This is a genomic window from Eubacterium sp. An3, assembly GCF_002159465.1.
Lineage (GTDB): Bacteria > Bacillota > Clostridia > Lachnospirales > Lachnospiraceae > Anaerobutyricum > Anaerobutyricum stercoris.
In genome coordinates, this window is the sequence record NZ_NFIR01000005.1 from 103,435 (window position 1) to 130,434 (window position 27,000).

At 48.5% G+C, this 27,000-nt stretch carries 25 protein-coding genes; 3 read left to right on the top strand and 22 right to left on the bottom strand.

Annotation, left to right across the window (positions count from 1 at the left end):
* Positions 1-31: 31 nt before the first annotated feature.
* From lepA to gpr, 5 genes are all read right to left on the bottom strand, one after another.
* Positions 32-1,846, bottom strand: coding sequence for a translation elongation factor 4 (gene lepA / locus B5F87_RS07125; protein ID WP_087278910.1), 1,815 nt, complete (start codon positions 1,844-1,846; stop codon positions 32-34).
* A gap of 95 nt (positions 1,847-1,941) precedes the next feature.
* Positions 1,942-3,312: an MATE family efflux transporter gene (locus B5F87_RS07130; RefSeq protein WP_087278915.1), complete on the bottom strand. Its 1,371-nt coding sequence runs from the start codon at positions 3,310-3,312 to the stop codon at positions 1,942-1,944.
* Positions 3,313-3,399: 87 nt separating this feature from the next.
* Complete coding sequence (gene trpD, locus B5F87_RS07135) at positions 3,400-4,410, bottom strand: anthranilate phosphoribosyltransferase (protein WP_087278918.1); 1,011 nt, start codon at positions 4,408-4,410, stop codon at positions 3,400-3,402.
* 492 nt (positions 4,411-4,902) lie between these two features.
* Entirely contained in the window at positions 4,903-6,165 is a 1,263-nt protein-coding gene (locus B5F87_RS07140) for a stage II sporulation protein P (RefSeq protein WP_087278921.1), read from the bottom strand.
* 91 nt (positions 6,166-6,256) lie between these two features.
* On the bottom strand, positions 6,257-7,267 hold the full coding sequence (gene gpr / locus B5F87_RS07145; protein WP_087278924.1) for a GPR endopeptidase: 1,011 nt from the start codon (positions 7,265-7,267) through the stop codon (positions 6,257-6,259).
* A gap of 241 nt (positions 7,268-7,508) precedes the next feature.
* Between gpr and rpsT the strand changes: the two genes are divergently transcribed.
* Complete coding sequence (gene rpsT / locus B5F87_RS07150) at positions 7,509-7,772, top strand: 30S ribosomal protein S20 (RefSeq protein ID WP_158096988.1); 264 nt, start codon at positions 7,509-7,511, stop codon at positions 7,770-7,772.
* 83 nt (positions 7,773-7,855) lie between these two features.
* Here rpsT and holA read toward each other — a convergent pair whose 3' ends face one another.
* From holA to argC, 13 genes are all read right to left on the bottom strand, one after another.
* Positions 7,856-8,851 (bottom strand): DNA polymerase III subunit delta, encoded by a 996-nt coding sequence (gene holA / locus B5F87_RS07155; RefSeq protein WP_087278930.1) that lies wholly within the window; start codon positions 8,849-8,851, stop codon positions 7,856-7,858.
* A gap of 35 nt (positions 8,852-8,886) precedes the next feature.
* Positions 8,887-9,312: a PIN domain-containing protein gene (locus tag B5F87_RS07160; protein ID WP_087278933.1), complete on the bottom strand. Its 426-nt coding sequence runs from the start codon at positions 9,310-9,312 to the stop codon at positions 8,887-8,889.
* Entirely contained in the window at positions 9,296-9,529 is a 234-nt protein-coding gene (locus B5F87_RS07165; protein WP_087278936.1) for a type II toxin-antitoxin system prevent-host-death family antitoxin, read from the bottom strand. Before B5F87_RS07165 ends, B5F87_RS07160 begins: the two co-directional genes overlap by 17 nt.
* Before the next feature lie 61 nt (positions 9,530-9,590).
* Positions 9,591-12,176, bottom strand: coding sequence for a ComEC/Rec2 family competence protein (locus B5F87_RS07170; protein ID WP_087278939.1), 2,586 nt, complete (start codon positions 12,174-12,176; stop codon positions 9,591-9,593).
* Positions 12,177-13,169: a GerMN domain-containing protein gene (locus B5F87_RS07175; RefSeq protein WP_087278942.1), complete on the bottom strand. Its 993-nt coding sequence runs from the start codon at positions 13,167-13,169 to the stop codon at positions 12,177-12,179.
* Between the two features lie 21 nt (positions 13,170-13,190).
* Positions 13,191-14,597, bottom strand: coding sequence for a HAMP domain-containing sensor histidine kinase (locus B5F87_RS07180; protein ID WP_242964304.1), 1,407 nt, complete (start codon positions 14,595-14,597; stop codon positions 13,191-13,193).
* A 28-nt stretch (positions 14,598-14,625) separates the two neighbouring features.
* Entirely contained in the window at positions 14,626-15,315 is a 690-nt protein-coding gene (locus B5F87_RS07185) for a response regulator transcription factor (RefSeq protein ID WP_087278947.1), read from the bottom strand.
* Between the two features lie 13 nt (positions 15,316-15,328).
* Positions 15,329-16,039 carry a helix-hairpin-helix domain-containing protein gene (locus B5F87_RS07190; protein ID WP_143405229.1) on the bottom strand — a complete coding sequence of 237 codons (711 nt, stop codon included), beginning with the start codon at positions 16,037-16,039 and terminating at the stop codon, positions 15,329-15,331.
* Between the two features lie 124 nt (positions 16,040-16,163).
* Complete coding sequence (locus B5F87_RS07195; RefSeq protein ID WP_087278954.1) at positions 16,164-16,604, bottom strand: DMT family transporter; 441 nt, start codon at positions 16,602-16,604, stop codon at positions 16,164-16,166.
* A gap of 67 nt (positions 16,605-16,671) precedes the next feature.
* Positions 16,672-17,862 (bottom strand): aspartate aminotransferase family protein, encoded by a 1,191-nt coding sequence (locus tag B5F87_RS07200; protein WP_087278957.1) that lies wholly within the window; start codon positions 17,860-17,862, stop codon positions 16,672-16,674.
* A gap of 31 nt (positions 17,863-17,893) precedes the next feature.
* A complete protein-coding gene (gene argB, locus B5F87_RS07205; RefSeq protein ID WP_343215736.1) occupies positions 17,894-18,763 on the bottom strand; it encodes an acetylglutamate kinase in 870 nt (289 codons plus the stop codon).
* A gap of 90 nt (positions 18,764-18,853) precedes the next feature.
* Positions 18,854-20,080 (bottom strand): bifunctional glutamate N-acetyltransferase/amino-acid acetyltransferase ArgJ, encoded by a 1,227-nt coding sequence (gene argJ, locus B5F87_RS07210; RefSeq protein ID WP_087278963.1) that lies wholly within the window; start codon positions 20,078-20,080, stop codon positions 18,854-18,856.
* A gap of 41 nt (positions 20,081-20,121) precedes the next feature.
* Positions 20,122-21,162, bottom strand: a complete 1,041-nt coding sequence (argC, locus tag B5F87_RS07215; RefSeq protein ID WP_087278966.1) for an N-acetyl-gamma-glutamyl-phosphate reductase — start codon at positions 21,160-21,162, stop codon at positions 20,122-20,124.
* A 264-nt stretch (positions 21,163-21,426) separates the two neighbouring features.
* Here argC and B5F87_RS07220 point away from each other — a divergent pair, with 264 nt between their 5' ends.
* Both B5F87_RS07220 and B5F87_RS07225 read left to right on the top strand, forming a co-directional pair.
* Positions 21,427-22,653: an argininosuccinate synthase gene (locus B5F87_RS07220; protein WP_087278969.1), complete on the top strand. Its 1,227-nt coding sequence runs from the start codon at positions 21,427-21,429 to the stop codon at positions 22,651-22,653.
* 177 nt (positions 22,654-22,830) lie between these two features.
* Entirely contained in the window at positions 22,831-23,301 is a 471-nt protein-coding gene (locus B5F87_RS07225) for a hypothetical protein (protein WP_087278972.1), read from the top strand.
* Positions 23,302-23,307: 6 nt separating this feature from the next.
* Here B5F87_RS07225 and B5F87_RS07230 read toward each other — a convergent pair whose 3' ends face one another.
* The 4 genes from B5F87_RS07230 to B5F87_RS07245 all read right to left on the bottom strand — a co-directional run bounded on the left by B5F87_RS07230 (position 23,308) and on the right by B5F87_RS07245 (position 26,801).
* The gene (locus B5F87_RS07230) at positions 23,308-24,030 is read right to left on the bottom strand and encodes an amino acid ABC transporter ATP-binding protein (RefSeq protein ID WP_087278975.1); all 723 of its coding nucleotides are present in this window, start codon (positions 24,028-24,030) and stop codon (positions 23,308-23,310) included.
* Positions 24,017-24,685 (bottom strand): amino acid ABC transporter permease, encoded by a 669-nt coding sequence (locus B5F87_RS07235; RefSeq protein ID WP_087279144.1) that lies wholly within the window; start codon positions 24,683-24,685, stop codon positions 24,017-24,019. Before B5F87_RS07235 ends, B5F87_RS07230 begins: the two co-directional genes overlap by 14 nt.
* Before the next feature lie 250 nt (positions 24,686-24,935).
* The gene (locus B5F87_RS07240) at positions 24,936-25,751 is read right to left on the bottom strand and encodes a basic amino acid ABC transporter substrate-binding protein (RefSeq protein WP_087278978.1); all 816 of its coding nucleotides are present in this window, start codon (positions 25,749-25,751) and stop codon (positions 24,936-24,938) included.
* 57 nt (positions 25,752-25,808) lie between these two features.
* Positions 25,809-26,801 (bottom strand): DMT family transporter, encoded by a 993-nt coding sequence (locus B5F87_RS07245; protein ID WP_087278981.1) that lies wholly within the window; start codon positions 26,799-26,801, stop codon positions 25,809-25,811.
* Positions 26,802-27,000: the final 199 nt, after the last annotated feature.

Below are 27,000 nucleotides of genomic sequence, written 5' to 3' on the forward strand. Positions count from 1 at the left end.
AAGGACATCTGTCCCGCTTTCAACAGATCTTCTAATCCTCATCCAGCTTCAGCACGCTCATGAACGCCTTCTGTGGAATCTCCACATTGCCGATCTGGCGCATACGTTTCTTTCCCTCTTTCTGTTTCTCCAGAAGCTTCTTCTTCCGGCTGATATCGCCGCCGTAACATTTGGCAAGAACGTCCTTGCGGACAGCTTTCACGGTCTCTCTGGCGATGATCTTGCTTCCGATGGCCGCCTGAATCGGAATCTCAAACAGATGTCTTGGAATCTCCTCTTTGAGCTTCTCGCACATCTTTCTGCCGCGCTCATAGGCAGAGGAAGCATGGACAATGAAGGAAAGGGCGTCCACATTTTCTCTGTTAATGAGTATGTCAAGCTTCACAAGATCTGACTGAACATAGCCTTTCATCTCATAATCGAAAGAAGCATAACCTCTGGAACGTGATTTCAAAGCGTCAAAGAAATCGTAAATGATCTCGTTGAGCGGAAGCTCATATTTTAAAAGCGCTCTTGTCTCTTCCATGTACTCCATGGAGACGTAGACGCCGCGCCGTTCCTGACAAAGCTTCATAATGGAGCCCACATACTCCTTGGTCACCATGATCTCCGCGGAAACGATTGGCTCCTCCATATAATCAATGGTGGACGGATCCGGCAGGTTGGTCGGATTGGTCAGGTCGAAGACCGTGCCGTCGGTCAGGTGTACCTTGTAGATAACACTCGGCGCAGTTGTCACAAGATCAAGATTATATTCTCTTTCCAAACGCTCCTGAACGATCTCCAGATGGAGAAGTCCCAGGAAACCGCAGCGGAAGCCGAATCCCAGCGCCACGGAGGTCTCCGGCTCGTACTGAAGCGCCGCATCGTTAAGCTGCAGCTTCTCCAGAGCGTCCCGCAGATCCGGATACTTGGCGCCGTCGGCCGGATAAACGCCGCAGAACACCATCGGATTTACTTTTTTATAACCAGGCAGAGGTTCTGCGCACGGATTGTCCGCGTCGGTGACCGTATCGCCCACCCGGGTATCCTTCACATTTTTCAGGCTGGCAGTGATGTAACCTACCATGCCGGCGGAAAGCTCGTCGCACGGAATGAACTGGCCCGCACCGAAGGTTCCCACCTCCACCACGTCCGCCTTGGCTCCGGTGGCCATCATAAGCATGTTTGTTCCCTTTTTGATGGTTCCTTCCATAATACGGGCAAAAATGATAACGCCCTTGTAGGAATCGTACACGCTGTCAAAAATCAGCGCCTGCAGCGGGTTGTCCGGGCTGCCTCCCGGAGCAGGAATCTTCTTTACGATCTGCTCCAGCACCTGGTCGATGTTGATGCCGTTTTTGGCGGAAATCTGCGGAGCATCCTCGGCCTCAATGCCGATGACATCCTCTATCTCCGCTACTACCCGGTCCGGCTCTGCGCTCGGCAGGTCAATCTTGTTGATGACCGGCATGATCTCCAGATCATGGTCAATGGCAAGATATACGTTTGCCAGGGTCTGCGCCTCGATACCCTGGGCAGCGTCCACCACAAGGATGGCTCCCTCGCAGGCTGCCAGACTGCGGCTCACCTCGTAGTTAAAGTCCACGTGTCCCGGTGTATCAATCAAATTGAAAATGTATTCCTCACCGTCTTCTGCTTTATAGATGGTACGCACGGCCTGAGACTTGATGGTAATGCCGCGCTCTCTCTCCAGATCCATATTGTCCAGAACCTGGTCCTGCATCTCCCTGTCTGTGAGCAGACCGGTCTTCTCAATGATCCGGTCCGCCAGGGTGGACTTACCGTGGTCAATATGGGCAATAATACAAAAATTCCGAATCTTACTCTGATCAATTCCAGCCAAGATGATTTCCTCCTGTTATTTCCACTCTCACCGCCCTTATGAGCGGGAATCTTCTATATATATTCTATCTGATAAACTGCATCCAGCTTACTATATCACGAATTCTCAAGAACTTCCACATCTGTTTTAGGCGCCAATTCCTTTTCCACTTTTTTCAGGCAGTACAGACATGTCGGCACAATATAGCAGACTGCGAACACCCAGGCAGCCTGGTCGGTAAAGCAGATGGCGGTGAATCCCCAGAATGGTACAAAGATAAGACTCACTGCCGTACGGGCGATCATCTCTACCACGCCGGACAAAACTGCCCGTCCGGAATACCCCAAACCCTGCACGCAGAGCCGGACAATGATCAGGATGCCGAGAATCCAATAAAAGAAACCGGAATAAAACAGCAGATCACGGGAAGCATCCAGAACCGCCGTCTCGCCTCCATCCACGAAAATCATGGAAAGAGGTCTTCCAAAGAATATCAATACGCCCCCTATGACGATTCCGTAAAGGATTCCCGCCACTGTACCCTGCCGCAGTCCCTGTTTGATACGGCCCACTTTCTTTGCCCCGTAATTCTGACTGCAGAAAGTGGAAACTGCCGCCGCCATGGCATCAAACGGGCACATGGCAAAATTTTTCAGTCTGGACGCCGCTGTGTTGGCAGAAACATACACGCTTCCCAGATTGTTGGTAGCCGCCTGCATGACCATACTTCCAATTGCTGTGATGGAAAACTGCAGTCCCATGGGAAATCCCATGATCACCAGCGTCCTCATGAAATCTCCTCTCATCTCCAGCTCTTCTTTCTCCATCTTCAGCACCGGATATTTTTTCATCATGTAAATAAGGCAAAGAACGCCGCTCATCAGCTGTGAAGTGATAGTCGCAATGGCCGCTCCGGCAACTCCCCATTTCAGGGTAGTGATACAGAAAATATCCAGAAAAATATTAGCGACGCAGGCAAATGCCAGAAACAGAAACGGAGTCCGACTGTCCCCCACCGCCCGCATAATGCTGGATGTCAGATTGTAAAGCAGCGTAAATGGAATTCCCAGCAAAATCACCAGCAGATAAATATAGGCATCGGCAAAAATATCCTGCGGTGTAGCAAGAAGCTCTACGATCTGTGTACAAAACAGCGCGCACAGAATGGTCAGCACTACCGCCAGAATCGCTGTCAGAATAAAACTGTTGAAAACAAAACGGCGCATGGCGCTGTAGTCTCCTGCCCCAAATCTCTGAGCCACCGGCACGCAAAAGCCAGTGCATGTCCCGATACAAAAACCAAGGATAAGAAACTGCACACTGCTGGAAGCGCCGACACCCGCCAGTGCATCTGTTCCCAGAAACCGCCCCACAATGGCGGCATCCGCCACATTATATCCCTGCTGCAGCAGATTTCCAGCCAGCAGCGGCAGAGCAAACTTCAGAATCAAAAGGAGGGGATTGCCCTCTGTCATATCTTTTGTCATAAAAAATCTCCCTTCCTGTCATCTGCAGAATCTACATGTGACAAAAAGGGAGCTTTCTCCACATTAAACGTCAGAGTTTGTCTTTGATCATTCTTCGTTGGACAGACGGATAAATGCTTCCAGTCTCGCCTTTGCAGCGCCGCTGTCGATCAATTCCTCCGCCATACGAATTCCTTCTTTCAAAGTCTCCGCCTTCCCGGCCACATAGAGTCCTGCACCTGCATTCATTAATACTGCGTTTCTTTTCGGGCCTTTCTCTCCATTCAGGATTGCCAGAGTAATCTGTGCGTTTTCCTCCGGAGTTCCTCCGGCCAGCTCTTCTTTTTTACATTTTTCAAAACCGAACTGCTCCGGCTCAATCTCATAAGAACAGAAACTCCCGTCTCTGATCTCGCACACAGATGTTTTCGCGCTCATGGATATCTCATCCAGACGATCCTGGCCATACACCACCAGGGCATTTTTTACGCCCAGATTAGCGAGCACTCTTGCCAGCGGCTCCACCAGTTCTTCCTCGTAAACGCCCATCACCTGCATGCTGGCTCCCGCCGGATTGGACAGCGGTCCCAGAATATTGAACACCGTACGGATTCCCAATTCTTTACGCACATGAGCCACATACCTCATGGCAGTATGGTATTTCTGGGCAAAAAGGAAACAGATATTGATATCTTTCAGCATCTGCGCGCTTTTTGCCGGCGACACCATGATATTCACTCCCAGCGCTTCCAGCACGTCGGCGGCTCCGCTCTTGCTTGACGCCGCCCGGTTTCCGTGTTTTGCCACCGGAACGCCTCCGGCCGCAATAACGATGGCCGATGTGGTGGAAATATTAAAGGAGTTGGACTGGTCGCCGCCGGTCCCTACGATTTCCAGCACATCCATATCATTTAAAAGGCGTACGCAATGCGATCTCATGCCTGCCGCAGACGCAGTGATTTCATCGATAGTTTCCCCCTTCATGGCAAGGGCCGTCAGGTAAGCGCTCATCTGGATATCGCTGGCCTCCCCCGACATAATCTCGTTCATGACAGTCTCTGCCACATCGTAGCTTAAATCTTTTTTCTGGCTCAGGGTCATAATTGCTTCTCGAATCATTTTGCATTCCTCCATTCGCTTTGTTTTGTCATGGAAAAATGTATAATCTGCAGAAGCTGAAAAATCTCTTATGCGCGAAAAAACACCTGTCCATGACAATGTAACAGTTACTTTGCCAAGGACGGGTGTATACTAATCCAGAAAATGTACTCCGGACTCTGTCTCAAAAACAGCTTCCAAAATACGGCTCCGGCACTACATCCGCGGTGCCACCTTGATTCACAATATCTTGTGCTCTTTACGAGATACCAACATATCTCTGACAACTAACGTATGTCTTACGTCGCAGTATACTCAACCTCTCTGCTTCCGGTCTTTGACTGCGCCCTCTGCGGCCCATTTAATAATCTGCGTTCGGCCCGGCTCTCACCACCCCGGACTCTCTGTGCGCGCACAACTATTTTTACTCCCGCGTCAACGGTTTAAGAACAAATCATATGATGTTTTCATCAAAAATAATTAGAACACAGAATCCATCCTTTGTCAATTCTTTTATTCCTCATATGCCTTTTCTCCGCTCAGCAGCCGATACAGCATCTCCGCCAGAGGTTTCATGGCATTTTTAGCTTCAGTAACCGTATTATTCTGCGCTCCCACCTCAATGAGAACCGCTCTCTTTGCCAGATGAAGATTGTACCGATACCCTTTTATGTATATCTTCCGCGTAAAGTCCGGATAATATTTTGCCGCCAGCAGCTGCATCTGCAGGCTGAACGCCAGATTGGACGACTTATTGGGATTCTCCAGATAGGTGAGCGGTCCGCTCTTCAAACGGCTCACTCCGTTAAAAAACATGATCTGTGCGGTATCTTTTCCGTCCACCTCCGTCACCAGATGGATGGAATCTTCCACAGAATCCCTGTGCAGGTCGAGCACCACCTGAATGGAGGGATTCTTTTTGAGCGTCGTCTCCACGCTGTCTCCGGCATAGTCATAGGCGGCATTCCTGTCCAGTTCTCCGTTGACCTGGTCGTAAATGGACGTATCGTGGATTGCGGTGATGCCGTAGGACGCCAGTTCTTTTTTAAGCGTCTTCCCCACGTCCAGAACGCTGCCGCTCTTTCCCTTTTCTTCTTTGTAGGTCTCGCTGCCGTGGGTGTGATAGATGAGCACCAGCGGTTCCTTCCCGCCGCTCTCTCCCATATCCACAGATAAATCCTGAGTAACCAGTTTCTCTCCGTTGAGATCTTCTCTGGTCATGGTGGTAGTACTGTCCACGATATAAAAATGATTGAGCAGGAAATCATAATCTGACAGTTCCCTGATAGTGTAGCTGGTTCCCACTCCGGTAGTTTCCATGGTTCCCGCATCTTTTTTCTTCTTTTCCACTGATTCATCATCGGATTCGGTAAAATAATCCGGTACCGCGTCGCTGTAGAGAGAAGAAAAATTATCGACGCCTTCCCAGTAATCCACACTGTACTGCTGCACGGGAAACATTTCCTGCTGCAGCGCATAACGAAACAGAGGAAGAAACAGGCTGTCTTCCTCCAGATAATTCTCATAGGAAAGCACCGGAACCAATTCATTTCTCGCATTGCGTATCAGATTAATCCCGGCGTCTTTTATCATCTCCGCCTGCAGCGGAATTTTTTCTTTCAGCTCCCGCCACAAACTGCCCTGCCCCGGCTTACTGCCGGACACCATCGTAATCCAGAGAACAACAAACACACAAATCAGCAGGATTTCCACCATGCGCCCCATGCGGCTAAAGCTCTGCTCCATATCCTCCCGGCTCCTTTCCATGTATATCATCTGTCTCGCCCGTCCCGGCGACCGTACACTTCCATTATTTTAATGTATGCCTGTCCGCCGGATGATATGCCGGGAGTTTTCTTGTGCTTTATCACGCCGGTTTCCGGGCGATCACCCGGTTGATGCCCTCCGATATGGTATAGCTGATTCTTTTCACCGCCTCGTCAATCTCTTTTGGCGTCACAAAAAGTCCAAACAGCTCTTCGTGGAGAGACTCCGCCATGAAGCGATACTTCTCCTGATCTGACCAGGACTCATAGATATTAAGCATTTTCTCATCTCCCAGAGATTCCAGAAACGACTGCATGATATCTCCCGCCATGGCCGGCACCGAGATGACCGTGGGAACGCCCACGGCGATGACCGGAATCCCCATGGTCTTTTCAGAAATCTCCTGACGCTCGTTGCCCACTCCGGCGCCGGGTGCGATGCCCGTATCGCAGATCTGGATGGTTTTATTGAGCCGCCCCGAGGTCTTCGCCGCCAGGGCGTCGACGACCACCAGCACCTCCGGCGCGGTTTTCCCGATGATACCCCGGAGAATCTCCCCGGTCTCCATGCCGGTCTGCGCCATAACTCCCGGCGCGATGGCCATGGATGCGCGCATCTTACGGGCAAACGGATATTCCTTAAGATGTCTGGTAACAAAAAGATTCTGAACCACCAGCGGCCCAAGCGCGTCCGGCGTCACCTCCCGGTTGCCAAGCCCCGCCACGAGAATCTTCTTCCTGTTGCCCAGCAGCTTTTCCAGATACTCCGCCAGAAGGGCGCTCATCTCCTCGTGAAACTTCCCGTCATTGTCCGCCAGATCCACGCCCTCCAGCGTAATATAGACTCCCTTAGGCTTCCCGAGGATCCTCTCGCCCTCCTCATTTTTTACCGTGATGACGACCTCTTTCAGTCGACCGCCGTCCCTCTTTCTTTTCTCAACATTGATGCCGCTGCCAAAAGAGCGGGTGTCATCCTCCGCTTCGCCTTTCTTTCCACCGCTGCCGTGCCCGTCTTCCGGCTGCTTTTTTCCAACCTGTATCTGCGCCGCTTCCAGCTCTTCCTGCAGCTCCAGCGCCAGATCCGTATGCATAAAATTCTTTTTCTGTCTCATAAGCACAATCCTTTCTGTTACTATCGTCCCCAAAAGTCTTTGAAATATTACCTTTTCCTTCACCGCGGACTCACGACAGAATTTTTTATACAAAAAGCCGAAAAAAATGTGACTTTTTTTCATTTTTAGTATTGACAAACGAAAGCGGAATCACTAAAATATAGTGGTATGTTTACATTACCGTGTCCAGTATGAATGTAAGGCAAAACATAGAAGTGAATATATTTTGGAGGTGTACAGATTGGCTAACATCAAATCTGCGAAAAAAAGAATTTCTGTAATCGAGAAAAAAACATTAAGAAATAAGATGATCAAATCTAAAGTAAAAACTTGTGTAAAGAAAGTGGAAGCTGCTATCGCACAGAACGATAAAGAAGCAGCTAACGCAGCTTTACAGGTTGCTATTTCTGAGATCAGCAAAGCAACATCCAAGGGAATCTACCACAAGAACACATCTGCAAGAAAGATTTCCCGTCTGACAAAAGCTGTCAACAAGATTGCTTAGTTTTTACCGACGAGAGAACATTCAAAAATATAACCCGGAAAGAGCGGCTGCTTTCCGGGTCTTTTTTTGCTTCCGCGAAAAATTCAAATTCCAATCCGCTCCGACAGGCCCACGATAAGCGTCTCCAATCCGATCTGGTCGCCGATGCGTCCGGTCTTTACCTCCTCTTCAATCTGCATACAGGAGGCAATGCAGTGCTCCAGCGAGGACATGGTGTAGCCCCGGAGCTGCGCCGCATTTTTACGGATGGCAAAGACGGGAATCCCCGCTGCCTGGGCGATATCCTTGTCCGGTTTGTGGAGACCGCGCATATTGGCGATGAGCAGCAGAATCCGGTACTGCCGCACGATAAGGAACAGAATCCGCATAGGCGGTTCTTTCAGAAGAATCAGATCGTCGTAATAGGCGAGCGCCTGCCGCTTATTGCCCTCGGCGATGGCCGCCACCAGATCAAAGATCTTATTCTGCACCTCGCCGGAAGTGATCGCCTCAATATCCTCTCTGGTGATCTCCGGGCGCTCTCCCACATAGGAAATGAGCTTATCCGTCTCATTTTTAATCTGAAACATGTCGTCGCCCACCCGCTCCAGGAAGAAACGCACGTCACTCTCCCGAATCTGTTTTTTCTCCCGGCCGAGAAGGGCCGCCACCCAGCGCATGAGCACTTTTTCTGTCTGGTCTTTCTTTAAGAACTCTCCCACATAGCCGTTCTTCTTGATCCATTTATATGCTTTGGAACGCTTGTCTATCTCCGGCTCGCATATAATCATACAGGTGGTCTCCGGTAATGTCTGAAAAATATCAATCAGCGTATCCTTTCCGGTTTTCAAAATACCCGTCCGGTCAAGCACCAGCACCCTCTTCTCCGCAAAAAGCGGGAACGTCATGGCCAGTTCACGAAGCTGCTGCAGATCAATCTTACTCTCCTCAAAAACCGCGTAATTCATCTCATCCCCCTCCGCCACCAGAGCATGAGTCAGAAGCTCCTTCGCCTGGAGAATGAGATAGCTTTCATCTCCCGTCAGCAGATATACTTTATGAAATTCTTTTTCTTTGATCTGTCTTCTGATTTCCTTCATTTTACCTTTTCCGTCAATTTATTTTCCCCGTCATTTTAACATGTATTGACAGGTGCGTCAATTTCCAGAAATTCTTCCGGCGAGAAAGCCGGCACCTTACTCCCTGCAAAGTCTCTTTTATTTCTTGTTATGATATAGTCCGCTTTCATTCTTTCCGCACAGACATTCTGCAGGGCATCTTCATAATCCCTGAAATTCATCTTCGCCCCCTTTTTCAGATCATCCGCTTTCAAATCAGATATCCTGAAAATAATTGACAAGATTTCCAGAATGTCGCGAATCCTGTCTCCATCCAGTTCTTTTCGCATAATGTATACAATATTAGGGATTGATAAGGCGCTGATGATTCCCTCCATTTGTCTGAGCTCGCACAGTTTGAATATTTTTGCGGAATCTTCATACAAACCTTCTCTTTTGCACAAAACATCAAGAATAATATTGGTATCAATCAGCAGCTTCATGGCGGCTCATCCTCTCTTCCCGGGTCTTTTTATCATCATAATCCCCCTCCAGAACTCCCGTCAGAGAATCTGTCAGGAAAGAAAGACTCTGCGCGTAAGACATAATCCGGGCAACTGCTTTTCCATTTTTCAATACGACCACTTCCTCCCCCTCCTGCACTTTCTGCAAATACTTTCCAAAATTGTTCTGCACCTCTGTCGTTGTCGCTGTCATCATAAAAAGCACCTCCTTTTAGCTAAAATTATTATATGTTATTTTAGCTAAAATAGCAACTTTATTAAAAAAACTGTCTTTCAGACAAAGAAAATGTGTCCACTCCCCAATGTATTCCGTCTGTCTCCACAAAAATAGCCCCGGCTTCCATGGTCATATAAATCTTTGCGCCGCAGTCCGCCAGTCTTTCCAGCGTCTCTTCATGGGGATGCCCATACCTGTTTTTCTTTCCGGCAGAGACGAGCGCAGCCTGCGGCGAAACTGTCTCAAGAAATGTACGGCCCGTGGAATATCTGGAGCCGTGATGGGCGACCTTCAGCAGTTCCCAGATTATCTCCTTCTCCTGGCCGCTTTCTTTTTGCGATGCGCCGGTTCCTTCTCCCCTGCCCTCTTCCGGCTCAGCGCCGGTTTCCAGAAAGCTGCAGAGCGCCTCCTCTCCGGAAGATTCCAGATCTCCGGTAAACAGTGCGTCAAATCTCCCGTAACTCAGATGAAAGACCAGTGAAGCTGCGTTCTTATCATCCGCCTCAAAACCTGCAAAGGGATGCAGACAGCAAAGAGCCACCCCTTTTTGAAACTGTATCCCGTCTCCCCTCTGAAAATACACGGCCTTGATTCCGGCACGCTCCGCTTTTCGCGCAAAAGCGGCGAGCTCCGTTTCTTCTCTTTTTTGTCCGCCGGAACTTTCTCCGGTCTGTCCGTCCGGCGGCTTCCCGTATTCTCCGGCAGAAAGAAGCAGATACCGGACAGGATATCCTGTCTCAATCAATTCTTCGATACCCGACACATGATCGGCATCCATATGGGTGGCGACCACATAATCAATCTCCGCTATTCCGTAATACTGCAATGCCGGCGTAATCACATACTGACCCACGCCGGAACGCGAAGTGCTTCCTCCGTCGATCAGCACCGACTCTCCCCCGGGCAGCTGAAGCAGAATACTGTCTCCCTGTCCCACATCGAGCATAGTAATTTTAAGCCGCCCGTCAGAGGGCACCAGAAGAAACCAGAGACCGAGCAGAAGAGCCGCCCGCACTCCCAGTTTCCAGCGGCGGCGGTACCAAATGTAAAGAATCATACCTTCCAGCGCATAAATCGCCGCCATCTCCATGAGAGCGGGGCAGCCGGGCGTCAGGACCGCCCCGGGCAGCTGCCGCATCTGTTCCAGAAAAAAATCAAAAAAAGTGAGCACTGCCTCCGCCGGCAATATCAACAGTTTTATAAAAACGTCTCCGGCGAAAGCTGCACATCTTTCCACCACACTGCTGCACGCGGTCCCCGCCGTCCCCGCAGGCAGCAGAAAAACCCCGGCAATCCCGGCTGCGATAGCGCTGACCATCATCGGAGTCATAGATGGTATGACCAGAAGATTGATAAAAACACTGTACGGGGAAAAGGTAAAAAATACCCGAAGAACGACAGGCAGCGTCACGGCACTGATGACCACACTGGACAAGAGCGCTTCGTTAAACTTCTTTCGCAGACGGGGAAAGCGATAAATTCTTCCATCGTTCCCGTCCCTTCGTTTTTCTGCCAGTTCCTTTATCCAGGGCAGTACCAGCGCAATGGAGATGACAGCGGCAAAAGACATCTGACAACCTCCTTCCCGAAGCCTCCACGGAGAATCCAAAAGCATCAGGATACCGGCCAGCCCTGTGGAAGATACCATGTCGTACTGTGCTCCAAAGTATTCTGCCCCCAGATATACCGCATACATGATAATCGCTCGTACAATGGAGCTGCCAAATCCGGTCATGCATCCATAAAATCCCAGAAAGAACATGCCGCCCAGACAAGCCGGAGCGTAACCAATTTTTCTCTTTCGCAGAAAACGAAACCAGCTTCCGGCCAGGATCGATACATGCAGTCCTGATACCGACAGAAGATGCGCCACGCCGTTATCCTCATATTTTCGCTTCTGTTCCTCCGAGAGCGAAGATTTATCTCCCAGCACCATGGCATTCAGCAGAGCCGCATGATTCTCCCCCATCATTCTGTCATAGACGCTGTCGATGCGCCGTTTGATTTTACAGGCGACGCCAGCCAGAGAGAACCGTCCTCTGGCATATAGGTACCCGCTATCGGCAAAAAACTGACAGGAAATACCGCGGGACTGATAATATACCTCGCTGTTAAACTCCCCGGGATTTGTAGGTACTGACAACGCTGTCAGGCTGCCTTCACATGTGATCCATTCCCCTGGCCAGACAGTCACAGCATCTGTTTTTAAATGCAGCACGCGGCACCTTCCCCGGATACTCCGCCAGACTTTCTTTTCCGGTGAAAACTGTACATTTTCCAGCGTGATATCATACTCTCCCGCATCGTCCACCTGTAAAAATGTAATCTTGCCGCGGATAGTTCCATCAAGGGGCAGAGAAACGCCGGGGATCGGCTCCCTGTCTGCCCAGGCATCAGCATATAAAAAGATTCCCGCCATAAAAAATATGGCAAACATAAAACAGCGGACCATGATTCTCCTGCCGGACACAAAAAAGCAGCCCGGCCTTTTCTGCCATATCAGAACACACAATCCTGTCAGCAAAAAAAGCAGAGCCGCAGTCACTGCTCCCTTAAAACCGGATGATATGGCGGCGGCCTCTCCAAGCACAAGCCCTGTCACACACGGTAATAAAGGTCTTTTCATTTATTTCTCCAGATTTTCACTGCCTTTAATGGCACTGTCAACCAGCGAATAATCGTTGGTCATCATAAGGTGGAAGGAATCGAAATCGCGAAGGGATTCCATTTTCTCACCATCCACGGTAAACTGAACGGAGGTTGCGTTTCCCAGAGCAGTGATGGTATTTACCATGGCATAGACCATCACCTTTTCCTCAACTCCAGGAAGTACATTTTCTATCTCCTTACTCAAATCAACATAACAGACACTGTTATGAATCTGCGTCTGATTGATAATCAGATCTGATGGCAGCGGACTCTGGACATCCAGTTTGTCCGGAACATCCATCAACTCCAGCAGGACTCTGGTTTCCATCGGCATATTGTCATACGTTTCCAGTCTGGTTTTATACTCCACCAGGCTGTCCCCATCCATGTCTGCATAATAGAGCGTCACCATCTCTTCATCATTATAGAGCGCTTCCGCATCTTCTTCCAAAATAAAAGTATCTTTCGTCATGGCTCCGATGGGATTATCATCGCTGCCCAGAAGACTGTCTCCATTGATGGTAAAACGTACGGAATCCACCCCCTTGATCTGAACAAGGGTCTTTACCACTGCCGCCCGGAGGAGAATCTCATCAGAATCATCAAGCTGCCGGTATCCGATTCCCATGTCCACCGTCTCCTCCACTCCGTCAAGAGTGATGGAATTCACTGTCACACCGGTAGGAATGGCCGGCTTATAGCTGTCTGTCCTGCTGTTTTCTGTATCGGACAGACGGGACATCACCTCATAAGACGCAAGAAGAACGTCTTCTGTATTCTCCAGGGTATAATCCACCGTATAAAAACCATCGCCGTCAGCGTTCAGATAATAAAGCTGAATGGTATTATCATCGGCGGAATTCATCTCCTCCGCACTGGTACTCTCCTCTGCCGACGGTGCGCACCCGCCGCAGAAAGCAGCCAGAAGAAGAGTCAGAAGAAAAAGATATGCGGTTTTGTATATTTTCATTATAATATCATCTCCTCCTGTCTACCCCAGATAATTCAGAGGAATACGAATGATAAAGGTTGTCCCTTCGCCTTCCTTGCTGTGTACGCGGATGGATCCCTTGTGAAGAAGAATTACATTTCTGGAAATGGCCAGTCCAAGACCGGTGCCTCCCGTCTCTCTGGAGCGGGCTTTATCCACCCGGTAAAATCTCTCAAAAATCTGCTCCTGACAATCTTCCGGAATCCCCACTCCAGTATCTTTTACACGAATATAGAAGAACTTATGGTCTCCATTGAGGGAAACGTCTACTTTCCCGCCATCATGATTGTATTTCACAGCATTTTCTATGATGTTGTTGCAGGCCAGAGAAAGCTTCACCTCGTCCACCTCGGCCACCACCTGCCGCATGGTCTCCAGACGGATGGTGATGTTGCGCTGCTCTGCGATCGGGGAAATCCTCTTGAGGAGAACTTCCAGAAGCTCGTTGATGTTGGTTGGTGAAATGTTCAGATCCGCCTGGGTCTTGTCCATTTTTACCAGGGTCAGTAGATCATTGATGATCTGATTCTCCCTGTCGATCTCATGGACAATGTCATTCATGAAATCCTCATAAATCTCCACCGGCACATTTTCCTGCATGAGCAGCGAGTCTGCCAGAATCTTCATGGATGTGATCGGCGTCTTCAGTTCATGAGACACGTTGGACACAAATTCCTGCCGTGTATTCTCCAATTCTTTATACCTGTTTACAATCTTGTTAAAGGACACCGCCATCCGGTTAAATTCCTTAAACCCGGATTCTGACATGCTCTCTTCCTGATGTCCCTCTGCAATAATGTCGAGCTCATTCTGCATATTCCTGAAGGACTTTCTCATGAATATCACAAGAAGCACCATAACGATCAGCGTGATCAGGAAAAACAGCCCCGTCAGGGTAGCCCGCTGTTCATAAAGATAACCGATCATTTCCTCGATACTATCCATTGAAGAAAGCGCCATGACCACCGCTTCAATCTCTCCGGTGTCCTGATTATAGACACCGGAAATCACCTGAATATATGTGCCGGCGAAAGTATAGCTCACATCTTCCCCTTCAAAAGCGCGAATCAGATCGTCCGTCACATAATACTGTCCGTTATTCTTATTGTACGTATCGGCAAGTATTTCAAAATGGTTATCAATGATCAGGATGCGGCCGTCAATATCATTGGCGAGCTGCTCCATCTCAAAAAAATTTGATCCTCTGTCATCCGATGTCTTCGTCATATCGTAGGCGCTTATTCCGTTCAGCACAAGCTGATTGGCCAAAATACCGCACTGTTTTTCCACATAAGACGCCTTTTGCTCTTCCGCCTTCTTCTGGTAGGAGCGGACCATATGATCTGTGGCGATGGCTAAAAAACAGTTGAACACGATCATGCAGATAAGGCCTACCACATAGGTCATGGGAATATATCGGAAGATTTTTCTTTGACTAATCCTGGAAATAATATCCTACACCCCACTTTGTATGGATATAAACCGGCTCTCCGGGGTTCTTTTCAATCTTTTCCCTCAGTCGCCTGATATGTACATCCACAGTCCGTACATCCCCCGGGTAATCATAGCCCCAGACGATGTTCAGAAGATTTTCTCTGCTGTATACCTTATTCGGATGAAAGGCCAGAAGCTCCAGCAGGTCATACTCCTTGGCCGTCAGCCGTACTTCCTTTCCATCGGTAAAAACACGTCTGCTGTCACAGTCAATCTTAAGACCGTTTTTCTCAAGAATCTTTTTCTTGTCATCCTCAGTTGTCTTTCTGGTGCTTCTGCGCATAATTGCCTTGATTCTCGCCTTCACCTCCAGAATATTAAACGGTTTGGTAATATAATCATCCGCGCCGTACTCAAGTCCCAGGATCTTATCCATGTCCTCTCCTTTGGCAGTCAGCATGATAATAGGCATGTTGGAAAACTCCCGGATCATCTGGCACACCTCAAATCCATTAAGCTTCGGAAGCATCACATCCAGAAGAACGATATCATACTCTGTCTTTTTTGCCATCTCCAGAGCTTCCTCGCCGTCATAGGCGCAGTCCACCTCCATATCATCCTGTACAAGGGAAAATTTAATTCCCTTTACTATCAAACGTTCATCATCGACAACCAGCACTTTTTTTCCCATAATACACCTCAAGTTATACTGTAATCATATTTTTAATCCTCTCAAAAATGCCCTCGCCGATACCGGAGACATTTTTGATGTCCTCTATAGAAGAAAACATTCCGTTCTCTTCCCGGTAAGAAAGAATTGCTTCCGCCCTGGACTCCCCAATCCCGGACAAAGTCATCAGTTCCTGCGCTCCCGCCGTATTGATATTGACAGGTGCGCTTTCCTTTCCGCTGCCGGATGTTACATTTCCCGCACCGGCAGAAGCTGCATTGCCCACAGCCCCGGAAGACGCGCTTCCTGCGCCGTTTTGGACTGTATCTTCCACAGACGGCACATAAAGCTGCATGCCATCCTGGAGCACAGCGGCAAGATTCACCGCCGACTCATCCGCCTTTTTGGTAAATCCCCCGGCACTCTCCAGGGCGTCTCCCGCCCGGGTTCCTGCCGCAAACACATAAAGTCCCGGATTCCTCACACAGCCGCAGATATGCACATATATTCTTTCCTCATTTGTATCATAAGATTCGCCGTCATTTGTACCAGTTCCTGATGCCGCATCCCTCTGGTCCGCTGCATCTTCCACAGAAGCAGAAGTCTCCGGCGCCGCTTCCTCTGTCATCATCAGCTGTCCGTGATCCGCAAAACCGGAAAATCCGCCGCAGCCGCCGCTAAGAAACATCAGAAAGAAGAGAGCTGCCAAAGCACTCCGCTGCTTCCATCGTACACCATACCTCAAATCAAGAACACTCCTTCCCAACCTGAAGCAGACGTAAAAATCCGTAATCTAGTATATAATACCTAAATTTTGTTTCAAATACAAGAGGGGAAGATTTATTTTACTTTAACTGTACCTAAAAAAGTCAACCTTTCATCTTAAAGATTACAATTCCTGCCACAAATAATGCGGTACCCAGAAGCTTTGTCCAGTCAAATCCCGCTTTCTCCACACCAAAAATACCAAACACTTCTATGATATAGGCGACGATCACCTGAGAAGAAACGATGAGCATCACCGCCCGCGCCGGCCCCAGAGCAGACATACCCGCAATCACAGTAAATGTAATGAACGCCCCGATGACGCCGCCAAGAAGCAGATATTTTGGCTCCACAGCCAGAATCTGCGACACCGATGTAGTTTTTCTTTCCCTGATAAACCACAGAATCAGACAGACAAAAAATCCTGTCAGCTGCACAAATCCATTGGTGATCCACGGTCCGGTCTTATCGGTGACTTCCGTATTAAATACTCCCTGAATACTCATGAGCGCTCCTGACAGGAGCGCGGCAATCCATCCAAACATAAGAAAACCTCCATACTATATTTTATTCCTAGTATGGAGGACTTTTTCTATTTTATACCATGGTATTTTACGCTGTCAGCACACTCCGGAGAATGCCGCACATTTCATCAACATGTTCCTTTGTGATGACCAGCGGAGGCACAAAACGCAGTACATTGGCGCCGGCAGACATAAGGATAAGCCCCTTGTCCATGGCCCGCACGATGATATCTCCAACCGGGCCGGAGAATTCCAGTCCCTGCATGAGACCCAGCCCCCGGTGATCGGTGATCTGACTGTACTCTGCTTTCAGCTCCTCCAGCTTCTCATAAAGATAAGCGCCCACTTCTTTTACGTGGTCTGTGATATGTTCTTCCTCGAAAATATCATAAACCGCGCTGACAGCCGCCGTGGCAAACGGATTGCCGCCGTAGGTGGTGCCGTGGTCTCCCGGAACCAGCGCATGGGAAGCTTTCTCAGCCGTCACAAAGGCTCCCACCGGGACGCCGCATCCAAGGGCTTTCGCCAGAGTCATCACGTCCGGTTTCACCCCGTACAGATCATGGGCGTAGAGCGAACCGCATCTTCCCATGCCGCACTGCACTTCGTCAAAAATAAGCAGAATATCTTTCTCGTCACAGAGAGCGCGCAGCCCGGCAAGAAACTCTTTGTCCGCCGGATAGACGCCGCCTTCACCCTGCACCACCTCACAGATGATGCCGCAGGTTTTATCTGTGACCTTCGACTTCACATCCTCCAGATCATTGAACTCGGCAAATACAGCCCGCAGTTTCTCCGGCACAAAACCCTCCTGATAATGAGTGTTTCCCGTAACGGAGAGCGCTCCCTGACTTCGTCCATGGAAAGAATGGTGCATGGCGATGAATTCATATTCTTTGGATGGATCTTTCAGATAGGCGTATTTTCTGGCAACCTTCAGCGCGCCCTCAATAGCCTCCGCGCCGCTGTTGGTAAAAAACACCTTATCCATACCGGAAGTCTTCACGATCTTCTCCGCCGCGTCCACCGCCGGCACATTATAAAACAGATTGGAGGTATGAAGAATTTTGTCAATCTGCCCCTTCAGCGCATCGTTATATTTCTGATTACCGTATCCCAGGGCAAAAACTGCGATCCCTGCTCCGAAATCCAGATATTTTCTGCCGTCCACATCATAGAGATATACGCCCTCGCCTCTGTCCAGCACCACCGGATAACGGTTGTAGGTTTTTAAGAGATATTGTTCACCTTTATTGATATATTCTTGTGTTTTGCTCATCGGCTCTTCCTCCCGCTAAAAAAACTTTTCATCAGAATAACGGTTCTTTTAAAATAGCCGTTCCGATACCCTTTTCTGTAAAGAACTCAAGCAACAGACAATGCGCTACCCGTCCGTCCAGGATATGCACCCGGGAAACCCCCTGCTCAATGGCTTCAATACAGTTATTAAGCTTCGGAAGCATACCTCCGCCCACCACGCCGTTGGCGATAAATTCTTTCGCTGTATTGACATCCATCTCGGATATCAGTGTCTTTTTGTTGGACGGATCCACAAAAACGCCTTCGATATCTGTCAGAAATACCAGTTTTTCCGCTTCCATTGCCTTTGCCACGCCGCAGGCGGCGTCATCGGCATTGATATTATAAGAATCGAAATTCTCATCCATGCCGATCGGCGCCACAACAGGAATGAACTCCGCATCCATGAGGGTTGTGAGCAGCTCCGTATTGACGGACTTTACATTTCCCACATAACCGATATCTTTGCCGTCCGGCATCTTCTTTTCCACCTGGATAAGATTAGCGTCCTTTCCGCAGATACCTACGGCGTTGAGACCCATCTTCTGCATAAGGCCAACCAGTTCCTTGTTGACTTTATTTAACACCATCTCAGCAATCTCCATGGTCTCCTTGTCGGTGACGCGGAGGCCGTTATAAAACTCCGCCTCCTTGCCTGACAGTTTCACCCATTTGCTGATCTCTTTCCCGCCTCCATGGACAATGATCGGTTTCATACCAATGAGTTTCAAAAGTGCTACGTCTTTGATGACGTTATATTTTAAATCTTCGTCCAGCATGGCGCTTCCGCCATACTTTACCACAACAATCTTTCCATAAAAGCGGCGGATGTACGGCAGCGCTTCAATGAGGACGCTGGCTTTCATCATCTCGCTGTTCATCTCATTTGTCTCCAACATGATTACTCCTTCCGTTCCCGGCAATCATTCCGGGCAGCATTGTACTGACAGTCTTCTTGGAAAACTTCCTTTTCAGGAACGATAATCCGCGTTTATTTTTACATATTCATAGGTCAGATCACAGCCCCAGGCTGTCGCTTCCGCTTCTCCCGCATGCACGTCGAGAAGCGCACGGACCGGATTACCTGACAAAATCTCTGTGGCTGTTTCTTCACTGTAATCGGCAGCAATGCCATCCTTAACAATGACGAGGCTTCCCTTATCACTTTCCAGCACAATATCCACTGTTTCCGGGTCAAAAGATGCGCCGCTGTATCCCATGGCACATAAAATTCTTCCCCAGTTGGCGTCTTTTCCAAATACCGCCGCCTTGGTCAGGCTTGAGCAGACCACCGCCTTGCTGATCTTCTTTGCCTCTTCTTTTGTGGCCGCACCCCGGCAGACCACCTCAAACAAACGGGTGCACCCCTCTCCGTCCCCGGCAATCTGTTTCGCCAGATACTCAAGCACAGTGTGAAGCGCTTCCCGGAACACGGCAAGTTCTTCACTTTCTTTTGTCAGGATATCGTTGCCCGCCATACCGTTGCACAGCACCAGGCAGGTATCGTTGGTGGAGGTGTCTCCGTCCACGGAGATCATATTGAAGGTATCCTCCACTTCCTCCCGGAGAATCTCCTGCAGAAGCGGCTGTTCAATGGCCGCATCGCTGGTGATAAACGCAAGCATCGTTCCCATGTTCGGGTGAATCATTCCGGAACCTTTGCTCATGCCTCCCACAACCACCGTCTGCCCGTCGATCTCACACTGAACGGCAATCTCCTTTTTGTGAGTATCCGTGGTCAGGATCGCTTCTGCCGCGTCAGACGCTGACTCCTCATCTGCCTTCATGGCCGGCGCCAGCATCCCGATTCCTTTCTCCACCACATCCATGTCAAGCTGTACGCCGATAACTCCGGTGGAACAGATGAGCACGTCTTTTTTGCCGATGCCAAGAAGTTCTGCCGCCTTCTCCGCTTCCTTCTCACAATTAGCATATCCTTCTTCGCCCGTACATGCGTTGGCAATGCCGCTGTTGATCACAACTGCCTGAGCATGGCCTTCCTCGCTGACCACCTTCTGATCCCACAACACCGGAGCCGCTTTTACAATATTTTTTGTAAATGTACCGGCGCAGACCGCAGGAGCTTCTGAATAAATCATCGCCATATCTTTATTAGTCTTTCCGGCCTTGATTCCCGCCCGCAGTCCTGCTGAGCGAAATCCTTTTGCAGCCGTCACGCCTGATGATATTTCTTTCATTACTTTTTCACATCCATTTCCTTTTTATCTATATTATTATATTACGGGAACACCGGCGGCATCAAAAGTCCGGTATTTTCCGGGAGGCCAAACATCAGGTTCATATTCTGCACTGCCTGGCCGGCCGCTCCCTTTACCAGATTATCCATGGCTCCCAGCATGAGGATCCGTCCCGTACGCTCGTCTTTCTTTACATTTACATCGGTATAATTGCTGCCTTCCACCCAGCGCGTCTCCGGACAGACGCCAGCCGGGAGTACACGGACGAACGACTCCTCTTTGTAGGTCTCCTCATAAAGCGCGCGAATCTCTTCTTCCGTGACGTCCTTTACCAGATTGGCATAGGCAGTCACCAGGATTCCCCGGTTCATTGGCACCAGATGCGGTGTAAAGTTGATGAGCGCCTCCTGTCCCGATGCATAGGAGAGCTGTTCTTCTATCTCCGGCGTATGCCTGTGGTTCGTCACACCATATGCCTTGATGCTCTCATTGACTTCACAGTAAAGGTTTGCCACTTTAGCGCCGCGTCCCGCGCCTGAAGTTCCTGATTTAGCGTCGATGATAACAGACTTCATATCGATCCAGCCTGCCTTCGCCAGCGGATAAATCGACAAAAACGAACATGTCGGATAACAGCCCGGGTTAGCCACAAGCCTTGCCTTCTTTATTTTCTCCCTGTTCACTTCGCAGAGCCCATACACTGCTTCCTTTATGAATTCCGGACTTCCATGTTTGATACCGTACCATTTTTCGTAAGTTTCCACATCCTTAATACGGAAATCCGCACTCAGATCAATGATCTTAACTTTAGACAAAATTTCTTCATTTACAAGAGTACTGCACAGCCCCTGCGGTGTCGCGGTAAAAATAACATCCACTTCCTCGCAGAGCTTCTCCAGATCCTCTCCTTTGCAGATGTCCGGAACCAGTGTAAACATGTTCTGGAACACATCGGCATAAGCCTTTCCGGCGTAGGTTCTTGAACCATACCATTTTATCTCCGCTTCCTTATGTCCAAGTAAAATACGCACCAGCTCCTGTCCGGCATAACCGGTGGAACCGATGATTCCCACTTTTATCATCTATCTCTTCCTTTCTTTTATCATATGCAATTGTGTATTATCCCACATTTTTTCTGCCGTGACAAGGAGAATCTTCCCTGTCTGTTAATTTTTTATGCATATTTATTTACCAAACGACCATAATTATACGATAATTCCCATTTTTATGCAAGTACAAATTAATAATTATTCATCTTTTTTTAAAAAACACTTGCAAATTTTCACGCAATGCCGTATAGTATAGCTACGCGATTTTTAGAAAGTACTTGAAGGAGGATACATAGAATGAGCAAAGAAAAAGTTGTATTAGCGTATTCCGGTGGTCTTGATACCACTGCAATCATCCCATGGTTAAAAGAAAATTATGATTATGAAGTTATCTGCTGCTGCGTAGACTGCGGACAGGGAGAAGAGCTGGACGGTCTCGAGGAAAGAGCCCTTTATTCCGGCGCATCCAAATTATATATTGAAGATATTACTGATGATTTCTGTGATAATTACATCATTCCATGTGTACAGGCAGGCGCCGTTTATGAGAATAAATATCTTCTCGGCACTTCCATGGCACGTCCGGGCATTGCAGCCAAACTGGTGGAGATTGCCAGAAAAGAAGGCGCTACCGCCATCTGTCACGGTGCGACCGGCAAAGGAAACGACCAGATTCGTTTTGAACTGGGCATCAAGGCACTGGCTCCGGACTTAAAGATCATCGCCGCATGGAGAGATGACAAATGGACACTGAATTCCCGTGAAGAGGAGATCGCCTACTGTAAAGCGCACGGCATTGACCTTCCGTTCTCTGCGGACAGCAGTTACAGCCGTGACCGGAATTTATGGCACATCAGCCACGAAGGACTGGAACTGGAAGATCCGGCAGTAGAGCCAAATTATGATCATCTTCTCATGCTCAGCGTTACTCCTGAAAAAGCACCGGACGAACCGGAATATGTATCCATGACCTTTGAGGCCGGCGTTCCGAAGTCCGTAAACGGTGTGGAGATGAAGGTTTCCGATATTATCCGTAAATTAAACGAGTTGGGCGGCAAACACGGTATCGGTATCGTGGACATCGTAGAGAACCGTGTTGTGGGCATGAAATCCAGAGGAATCTACGAGACTCCTGGCGGAACTATCCTCATGGAAGCACAGAAACAGTTAGAAGAGCTGGTTCTTGACCGTGACACAATGGATGTAAAAAAAGACATGGGCAACCGTATGGCACAGATTGTCTATGAAGGTAAATGGTTTACTCCTCTTCGCGAGGCTGTGCAGGCATTTGTTGAATCCACTCAGAAATATGTGACCGGAGAAGTGAAGTTCAAACTTTACAAAGGAAACATCATCAAGGCGGGAACAACATCCCCATACAGCCTGTACAGTGAATCTCTCGCATCCTTCACCACCGGCGATCTGTATGACCACCATGATGCGGAAGGTTTCATCACTTTATTCGGTCTGCCAAGCAAGGTTCGCGCTATGAAAATGCAGGAAGTGGAAAAAAATAATAAATAAATGTTTCTGAAGCAGTAAATACAATTTCATGTAATAATTACACAAACGTCGGCGCAGTATATTTGGGCCGGCGTTTTTTGCATCCGTCTCGCATAATCTTTTCCCTGGCGATTCATAATAGGATTGAATACACAGGATGACTGACCATCCTGTATGATGCACAGGAGACAAACCAAGATGGATACCAACCGTTTCATAATAAAAATCCTCCGGGCAGCGTTTATCATCTGCACCGGAGGAATGGTCTATTACAATATTGAAATTCTTTTTCGGGGATATTCTCATATCTCCATGTTTTTCTGCGGAGGACTGAGCTTTTATACTATCGGCATTCTCAATGAGAATCCGAAGATCCAGCCATCCTTTCTCACCCAAATGATTCTCGGAACTTTTATCATCACGGCTTATGAGTTTCTGACCGGCATGGTTGTCAATCTGATTCTTCATCTCCACGTATGGGATTATTCCAACATGCCGTTTAATCTAAAAGGGCAGGTGTGCCTGCCCTTTATGTTTGTATGGTTCTTTTTCACGCCTGTGTGTATCGTAGCAGATGACGTCATCCGCTATGCACTGTTTCAGGGAGAAAAACCTTCCTATTCTCTTTTTAAACAAAGCGAACCGGGAACAAAACGTTCTGCCAGATAATATTGATTACAGAACCTTTGATAAAAATTCCTGTGTTCTGGCTTCCTTCGGATTACCGAAGATCTCTTCCGGCGTACCCTGCTCCAGAATAATACCGTCATCCATGAACATGACACGGGTTCCCACCTCTCTGGCAAAGCCCATCTCGTGGGTAACAACGGCCATGGTCATACCTTCATCGGCCAGGTTCTTCATAACCTCCAGAACCTCTCCGACCATCTCAGGGTCAAGGGCGCTGGTCGGCTCGTCAAAGAGCATCATTTTAGGCTTTAACGCCAGAGAACGAACAATGGCGATTCTCTGCTTCTGTCCGCCGGAGAGCTGTCCCGGATAAGCGTCTGCCTTCTCTTCCAGATTGACCAGGCGGAGCAGGCGGAGCGCCTCCTCTTTGGCCTCGTCCGGCTTCATTAATTTCAGTCTGGTCGGCGCCAGCGTAATATTTTCCATGATAGTCTTGTGCGGGAACAGATTAAAGTGCTGGAATACCATTCCCATATGCTGACGAATCTTATTGATATCGGTCTTCGGGTCCGTGATATCAACGCCGTCAAAGATCACCTGTCCGGAAGTCGGACGCTCAAGCAGATTCATACAGCGCAGAAAGGTAGACTTACCGGAACCGGAAGGCCCGATGATCACGACCTTTTCGCCCGGAGCAATATGTTCGTTGATATTTTTCAGCACCTGATGGCCGCCAAAAGATTTACACAAATTCTTAACGTATATCACTTTCTCTCAGCCTCCTTTCCAGCAGACCCATGATCCATGTAAAGAACATGACGATAACCAGGTAAATAAGAGCTACCACAAAAAGCGGAAGCAGCGCGTCAAAGGTAACGCCCCGGATAATATCGCCGCCTCTTGTCAGCTCGTTTAATCCGATATAACCACAGATGGACGTCTCTTTCAGAAGAGCGATCATCTCATTGACCAAGGCCGGCAGACAGTTTTTCATGGCCTGCGGCATGACAATCTGCGTCATGGTATCCACATAGCCAAGCCCCAGAGAGCGTCCCGCCTCCATCTGACCGACATCAACAGACAGAATACCGGAACGGAATATCTCCGCCACATAGGCGCCGGAGTTGATACCAAAGGTCACAACGGCAACCACCGTCTTTGTGAATTCCGGGGAATTCAGGATAATAAAGTACATGATCAAAAGCTGTACCAGGGCCGGAGTTCCACGTATGATCGTCAGATACACCCGGCAGATGATATCCGCAATCTTTAACAACAGACCACCCAGACCTCTTTTGTTCTCTTCCCGCATGGAGCTGTAACTGGTACGGACCACGGCCACCAGAGCGCCGATGATCAGACCGAGAATCAGCGCCAAAAATGTAACAATCAATGTTGTTTTCAGACCGTCTATAATATACATATATCTCTGGTCTTCAATAAAGTCCAAAACAAACTTACTCTGCAATTCGGCAAACCATTCGCTCAAAATCTCATCCTTCACTTTCTTTCAATGTGTGTTCACAAAGGTGACAAACAAAATGCAGGGGATGGACGCTGTCCGCGCATCCAATTCCCTGCATCACAGGCTGTCAGTCTGCATCGCTTTCTGTTTCATCGGTTCTTCCATGAAACATCGGCTTCACATGCTGCCGGCTGTACCGCCTTATGAATTATTCTGCTACAAGATATTTATCAAGGATAGACTGGATGGTTCCATCCTCTTTTAACTCAGCCAGAGCGCCGTTGACAGCGTCGAGAAGCTCTTCGTTATCTTTTGCGATACAAGCAGCGTACTCTTCTTCCACATACTGGGTGTCAAGAATCTTCAGACCGTCATTGCTTGCCACAAAAGAAAGAGCCGGCTGGTTGTCGATGATAACCGCGTCCACTCTGTCCTGGGTCAGAGCCAGAACTGCGTCGTTACCTTTGTTGAACTTCTCAACGTTCTCCTCACCAAAATCTTCACTGGCTTTAATATCGCCGGTGGTGGATAACTGCACGCCGATCTTCTTACCCTGCAGATCATCAATGGTCTGGATATCGGAATCCTCTTTTACTATAACGGACTGGATACCTGTGGCGTAAGTATCGCTGAAGTTAACATTCTGCCGACGCTCCGGTGTGACAGTCATACCGGCAAGCCCTAAATCCGCCTTACCTGTGGCAACAGCAGTGATAATGGAATCAAATTCCATATCCTGTACTTCTACTTCAAGTCCCAGCTTCTCGCCAATGGCTTCTGCGATCTCAACGTCGATACCCACAATCTGGCTTCCTTCATAATATTCATATGGAGGGAAGTAAGCGTTGGTCGCCATGATTAATTTACCCTCTGTTACAGTAGGAACTGTGGACTCTGCGGACGCAGTAGTATTTCCTTCCGCCGCGTTATCCTGTGTATCCTGTGTGCTGCTGCCGCAGCCTGTTAAAAGTGCTGCACCCAGAACAGCCGCCATAGCTAATGTCACTACTTTTCTAAACTTCATTATAATCTCTCCTTTATTGAATAATATTTAACATTATACACATATTCATGCATAAAATCAATGGCTGATTCGACGAAAATCCGGTAATTGCGCAAGAATAATTGCCACAAACATTAAAATACAGCCCAAAAGTTCTCTTCCACTCATAATCTGCCCAAGAATCACAAATCCGCTCAGCGCCGAAAATACAGATTCAAGGCTTAATATCAACGCTGCCATGGTCGGATTCATTCCTTTTTGTCCTATGATCTGCAAAGTGTAGGCCACCCCGGTGGACATGATTCCGGTATATAAAACCGGGCCCGCCGCCTGAATGATCAGCGATATCTGTGGATTTTCGAAAAGCAGCATACCTGCGCATGCACACACCGCTCCGGTGAAAAACTGGATGCAGGACATTTTCACACCGTCAAGAAATGTATTGAAATAATCAATGGCCATGATCTGACCTGCAAACAAAAAAGCGGAAATCAGAATGAGGAAGTCTCCCGGCTGAATCTGAAACGCCTCATTCATACATAAAAAATACAGCCCCACCAGCGCGATGACCACAGAAATCCATGTGAGCACCCCGCAGAAGCGTTTGAAAAATATCCCCAGCAGCGGCACAATTATAATATAGAAAGAAGTAATAAATCCTGCCTTTCCCACCGTCGTGTACTGGATTCCCGTCTGCTGAAAACAGTTGGCGGCAAACAGAAAAAGGCCGCAGACCATGCCTCCAAACAGAAGCTTCCGGTCCGTCCACCAGCGGTACGGACGTTCTTTCCCTGTTATTCCGGCTGCCATATTAACCGGATTATCTTTTCCGTCTTCTTTCGCTGTCCCTTCTGCACGCATCGGTTTGTGTTTTTCTCCCAGTCTGTCCATGATCCAGATGCAGGGAAGAAGAAATAATCCTCCGATCAATGAACGCAGACAAATAAAAGTGAGCGGTTCTATGTAATCCATACTTACGCTCTGCGCTACAAAAGCCGCTCCCCATATGAGGGATGTCAGAAGCAGGAAAAAGGTATTCCTGACCTTATGTGTTCTTATTTGTGTTTCCATACTTATGTCCTCTCTCAAAGTCTTTTTATGCGGTAAACAAACAGATTGATTATACTCTTTTTCTTCTCAGAACACAAGAAATGTTTTTTCCATGTGAACCTTGTCAGACCATTAATTTTCATGTAAAATAAATGACAGCCATTTGGCGGGCGTCTCCGGATATTTCCGGACGCCGGCCCGTTTACAATCTGGCGATATG